Annotated in this window: 7 protein-coding genes; all 7 read left to right on the top strand. The window is 58.4% G+C overall.

Features of this window, described 5'->3' with window-relative positions; all coding sequences use genetic code 11:
• A partial coding sequence (locus tag BN873_RS20500) for a hypothetical protein (protein ID WP_048675737.1) occupies nt 1-243 on the top strand: 243 nt, incomplete at its 5' end.
• Nucleotides 244-251: 8 nt separating this feature from the next.
• Nucleotides 252-476, top strand: a complete 225-nt coding sequence (locus BN873_RS15445) for a hypothetical protein (RefSeq protein ID WP_171820503.1) — start codon at nt 252-254, stop codon at nt 474-476.
• Nucleotides 477-488: 12 nt separating this feature from the next.
• Complete coding sequence (locus tag BN873_RS15440; RefSeq protein WP_048675731.1) at nt 489-878, top strand: hypothetical protein; 390 nt, start codon at nt 489-491, stop codon at nt 876-878.
• Nucleotides 865-1182: a hypothetical protein gene (locus BN873_RS15435; protein ID WP_048675728.1), complete on the top strand. Its 318-nt coding sequence runs from the start codon at nt 865-867 to the stop codon at nt 1180-1182. Before BN873_RS15440 ends, BN873_RS15435 begins: the two co-directional genes overlap by 14 nt.
• Nucleotides 1182-1727 (top strand): DUF3486 family protein, encoded by a 546-nt coding sequence (locus tag BN873_RS15430; RefSeq protein WP_048675725.1) that lies wholly within the window; start codon nt 1182-1184, stop codon nt 1725-1727. The genes BN873_RS15435 and BN873_RS15430 overlap by 1 nt, the downstream gene beginning before the upstream one ends.
• On the top strand, nt 1724-3289 hold the full coding sequence (locus BN873_RS15425; RefSeq protein ID WP_053085411.1) for a hypothetical protein: 1566 nt from the start codon (nt 1724-1726) through the stop codon (nt 3287-3289). Before BN873_RS15430 ends, BN873_RS15425 begins: the two co-directional genes overlap by 4 nt.
• Before the next feature lies 1 nt (nt 3290).
• The coding region (locus BN873_RS15420) for a DUF935 domain-containing protein (RefSeq protein WP_048675721.1) at nt 3291-4446 on the top strand (1156 nt) is incomplete at its 3' end.

Below are 4446 nucleotides of genomic sequence, written 5' to 3'. Positions count from 1 at the left end.
TTCGTCGGCGAGTACGAGACCTTCACCACCCAGATTGCGGCGCTAGCCAGCGCTGTTGCGGCTATCGCTGGGATTTTGTTACCCGAACAACCGGATGCACCCTTGCCGCCGATTGATCTGGTGAGTCGCTCTGAGCCATGCCCGGATCGCCCAGGCCAACCCGATGGCGCGGGACCCGTCAGCATTCGCCAGCGCGCAACCGATCCTAACCCCACACCACCTGGTTTTGGAGATCAGCATTGAACGGGATTATGACGCAGATACTCATCTCCGCCGCGGCCAAGGCGCTCATCGGCGCGGATTGGGAAAAAGTGAAATCCGTGGTGGCAAGCGTCGCCGACAGCACGCTCAGCGGATCGCAAAAGCGAGAGGAGGTCATTCAGCGGATAAAAGCGCTAGGGCTGTCACTCTCGGAATCGCTTCTGAATTTCGCGATTGAGGCCGCTGTGACGTGGCTCAAACAGCGCAGCCGCTAGGAGACCTGATTGATGACTGTCACGCTGGACGCCATGCAATTGCTGAGTCTGCTCGGCGGACTGCTCGGCGGCTTATTCGCCGTGGGGCGCTTTCTGCTCAGTCAATTCGAGCGCCGCCTCGATCAACGTTTCGCGTCGCTGGATGCCGCACGCCTGGATGGTCAGCGCGTCTGGGTCGATACCTTTAATGCCCATGTCAATAATGAGCAGCGCGAATTTGAAATCGTGCGCAACCTGCAACACGAATTTCTGAGCTTGCGGGCGGATCTGGCCGCGCATTACATCCGCCGGGACGAGCTACGAGACCAACTGGCACAGCTACGCACCCATGTTCAAACCGTTGACGAAAAAATTGATCGTTTGATTCTGATGCGAGGAAGCCGTGAGCATGGAGACACCTGATTTTGATGCGATTCGACGGGAAACCGTCCGCTGGCTGATCCTGCTCTGCGCCAATGCGGGCGATTGGCTCGGCGTGGGTGAGCATCAGGTCCGCGCAACGCTGGCGACCGAGTACCCCAACTTACCCCTGTCGGTGCTGCGTCATGAGGTGCGCTATCTGGCCAATCGGGGTTATCTCAAGCTGGAGGTCCACGATGGCCAGCCCTGGCGCGCGACTATTACCGCCGCAGGCACCGATCTCGTGGAATACCGGGCCGATTGTCCGCCGACCATTGCGCGAACGGCCAAAGGGACGGGCATCTGATGGCACCACCGCGCAAAGTCGATTTATTGCCGCCGGAAATCCGCAAGGGGTTGGATGACCGGCTGATTGCCTCCGGGTTTGGCGACTATAACGGCTTATCCGACTGGCTCGGAGCACTCGGTTACGAGATCAGCAAGAGCGCCCTACACCAGTACGGCCAGGAATATAAACAAGAGTTTAACGATACGTTACGACGCTTAACCGTCGCCACTTATATGGCCAAGCAAATCAACGACGAGATGGAAAATGCGCTCGACAAAACAAATTCGGTGCGGTTGCGGGATAAGGTGTTTGAAGAGATCACAGCCTTAGAGAAAGCAAAGGAAGCAACCGATCCTATCACTCGCGCCAAACATCTCAATAGCCTAACGCTCTCCCAATCACGACTCAGCCGCGCCAGCATTAATCGCCAGAAATGGGATGCGGAGCTAAGCGCCAAAACCCAAGCCGCTGCCGAAGCGATTGAAAAGATCGCCAAGCGGGGCGGACTCAACGCCGACACCGCCGCCGAAATCCGCCGGGAAATTCTGGGGATCGCCGCATGAGCGCCGCCATTCCCCCCGTCCTGCTGCCCTACCAGCAGCGCTGGATTGGAGATAAACGACCGCTCAAGATCGCCGAGAAATCCCGACGTACCGGCTTGACCTGGGCGGAGGCGGCAGACGATGTGCTCTATGCCGCCTCGGCGCGCGACGCCGGTGGTCAGAATGTCTACTACATCGCCTACAACCAGGACATGACCATCGAATATATCCAGGCGTGTGCGATGTGGGCGCGGGCGTTTGACTATGCGGCGAGCGAAATTGAAGAAGGTATTTGGGATGACGAAGCCGACCGCGACCGTGCCATCAAAACGTATACGATTCGTTTTCCGAGTGGATTTCGCATTGTCGCGCTTTCAAGCCGTCCCACAAACCTGCGTGGTAAACAAGGCGTTGTCGTCATTGACGAAGCGGCTTTCCATGAGCAGTTGGACAAACTACTCAAAGCGGCGCTGGCGCTACTGATCTGGGGTGGTGCGGTACGGATCATCAGCACTCACAATGGTGCGGAAAATCCCTTTAACGAACTGATCAACGATGCGCGCGCTGGACGGCTGGGCGCGGAGGCGAGCGTCCATCGGATTGAGTTTCGCCCTGCCGTCGCCGAGGGTCTGTATCGTCGGGTCTGCGCCCGCACCGGTCGGGCTTGGAGTCTGGAAGCGGAAGCGGCTTGGATTGAGAGCATCTACCAGATCTACCGCGCCAATGCCGCCGAAGAACTGGATGTCATTCCCTCCAGTGGTGAAGGCGCATTTTTATCCAGCGTCCTGATCGAGTCGCGGATGGTACCTGCACCCGTGCTGCGCTGGAGCTGCACCAACGACTTTGCCACCTTACCCGATTGGCATCGCTATAAAGACTGCCAGGACTGGATTGACGCCTATTTGCACCCGCAAATCGTCCTGTTAAACCCACTTTTACAGCACTATTACGGGCTGGATTTCGGCCGCAAGATCGATCTATCCGTCATTGCGCCCATCGCGTTAGAGACGAATCTGGTGCGCCGTGTGCCGTTTATGATCGAGCTGCGCAACATCCCGTTCAAGCAACAGCAGCAAATCCTGTATTACCTGGTGGATCGCTTGCCAAACTTCGCCAGAGGCGCACACGACGCCCGTGGCAACGGCCAGCAGCTTGCTGAAGAGGCCTGGCAGCGCTACGGCGCACAGCGCATCGAGCCGGTGATGCTGACCGAGGAATGGTATCGAAACCAGATGCCACCCCTTAAAGCCGCCTTTGAAGACGCCATGCTGCTGCTGCCGCGCGATGCGGATGTACGGGATGACTTACGCGCCTTGCGACTGGTACGCGGGGTGGCTCGCATCCCCGAAAACTACCAAGGCAAAGGCAGCGACGGCAAGCCACGTCATGCGGATGCCGCCATCGCCTTGACGCTGGGCTACTACGCCAGCCAGCAATCACCGCCGGCTTTTGACCAAATCCAAACCACCGGCGAGCGCTATTTAGGCGTGGGCGCATTTGCAGCCGCACGATCCGCAGCGATCCCCTATCGTGATGTGGGTTGGGGCACGGTCGGTGGCTCTGGCCTGACGCGAGGTTTTTAGGATGCCTGAATCCAACGACAAGCCGATCTTCAGCGAAATCGCCAGCACGGGCGATGGCCGCGACATTACCCGTGGCTGGCTGACCGACGATGGCCGTTTGCCCGCACAAGACCCGATTCTCACCGAGTTCGGCGGACGCCATTACGACATTTATAAACAAGTGCTTTCGGACTGGCAGGTCCGCTCGACCTTTGCCCAGCGGCAATTAGCGCTCACCGCCTGTGAGTGGGAGGTCGAACCCGGTGGGTCGAAACGCGCCGATAAGAATGCAGCGGCGTTACTGGAAGAACAACTGAAAACGGTCGGCTGGGATGACGCCACCCAGGGGATGCATTTCGGCGTCTTTTATGGCTTTGCGGTCAGTGAGTGTCTGTATGCGCGCGATGGTTCGACCGTCGGGTTAGACCGTATTAAGGTCCGGGATCGGGCGCGCTTTGCCTACGATGCCAAAATGCAGCTTCGGCTGTTGACGGCTAAGGATAGCTGGAAGGGCGAGTGGTTACCGGATCGGAAATTCTGGCAGTTTTGCACGGGGGCCGATCACGATGATGATCCCTACGGGATGGGCTTGGCGCACTGGCTCTATTGGCCCGTGCAATTTAAACGCGGCAACCTCAAGTTTTGGCTGATTGCGGCGGAAAAGTTCGGCTCACCGACCGCTGTGGGGTGGTTCCCGCCCAACACGTCCGCCGATGATCGCGCCAAGCTCCTCGCCGCCCTCAAAGCCATCCAAACCGAATCGGGGATTCGGGTACCCGAAGGCATCCGCATTGAACTCCTCGAAGCCCAGCGCGCCAGCGGTCTGGATTACGAGCGGCTGTGTATTTATCTCGATCAGGCCATCGCCAAGATTACGCTGGGTCAGGTGATGACCAGTGAGGCCGTCGGCGGTCAGTACAAGGCCGATGTGCAAAACAGCGTTCGCCAAGAACTGATCAAAGCCGATGCGGATTTGCTGTGCGAATCGTTTAATCGCGGTCCCGCGCGCTGGCTGACCGAGTGGAACTATCCCGGTGCGGCCTCTCCACGGGTGTTTCGATTGACCGAACCAGAGGAAGATTTAAACGGTCGGGCGGAACGCGAAAGCAAGATCTTTACGATGGGCTATCGGCCGACGCTGGCGATGGTCGAAGAGGTCTATGGCGGCGAATGGGAGG

The sequence above is a fragment of the Candidatus Competibacter denitrificans Run_A_D11 genome, assembly GCF_001051235.1.
Lineage (GTDB): Bacteria > Pseudomonadota > Gammaproteobacteria > Competibacterales > Competibacteraceae > Competibacter_A > Competibacter_A denitrificans.
The sequence above is the reverse complement of the archived record's forward strand: the minus strand, read 5'-3'. Positions and strand labels throughout refer to the sequence as shown.

Coding starts and splice junctions, on each gene's coding strand:
- BN873_RS15425 (WP_053085411.1), top strand. CDS start 1,724: ATGAGCGCCGCCATTCCCCCCGTCCTGCTGCCCTACCAGCAGCGCTGG.
- BN873_RS15435 (WP_048675728.1), top strand. CDS start 865: ATGGAGACACCTGATTTTGATGCGATTCGACGGGAAACCGTCCGCTGG.
- BN873_RS15440 (WP_048675731.1), top strand. CDS start 489: ATGACTGTCACGCTGGACGCCATGCAATTGCTGAGTCTGCTCGGCGGA.
- BN873_RS15445 (WP_171820503.1), top strand. CDS start 252: ATGACGCAGATACTCATCTCCGCCGCGGCCAAGGCGCTCATCGGCGCG.
- BN873_RS15430 (WP_048675725.1), top strand. CDS start 1,182: ATGGCACCACCGCGCAAAGTCGATTTATTGCCGCCGGAAATCCGCAAG.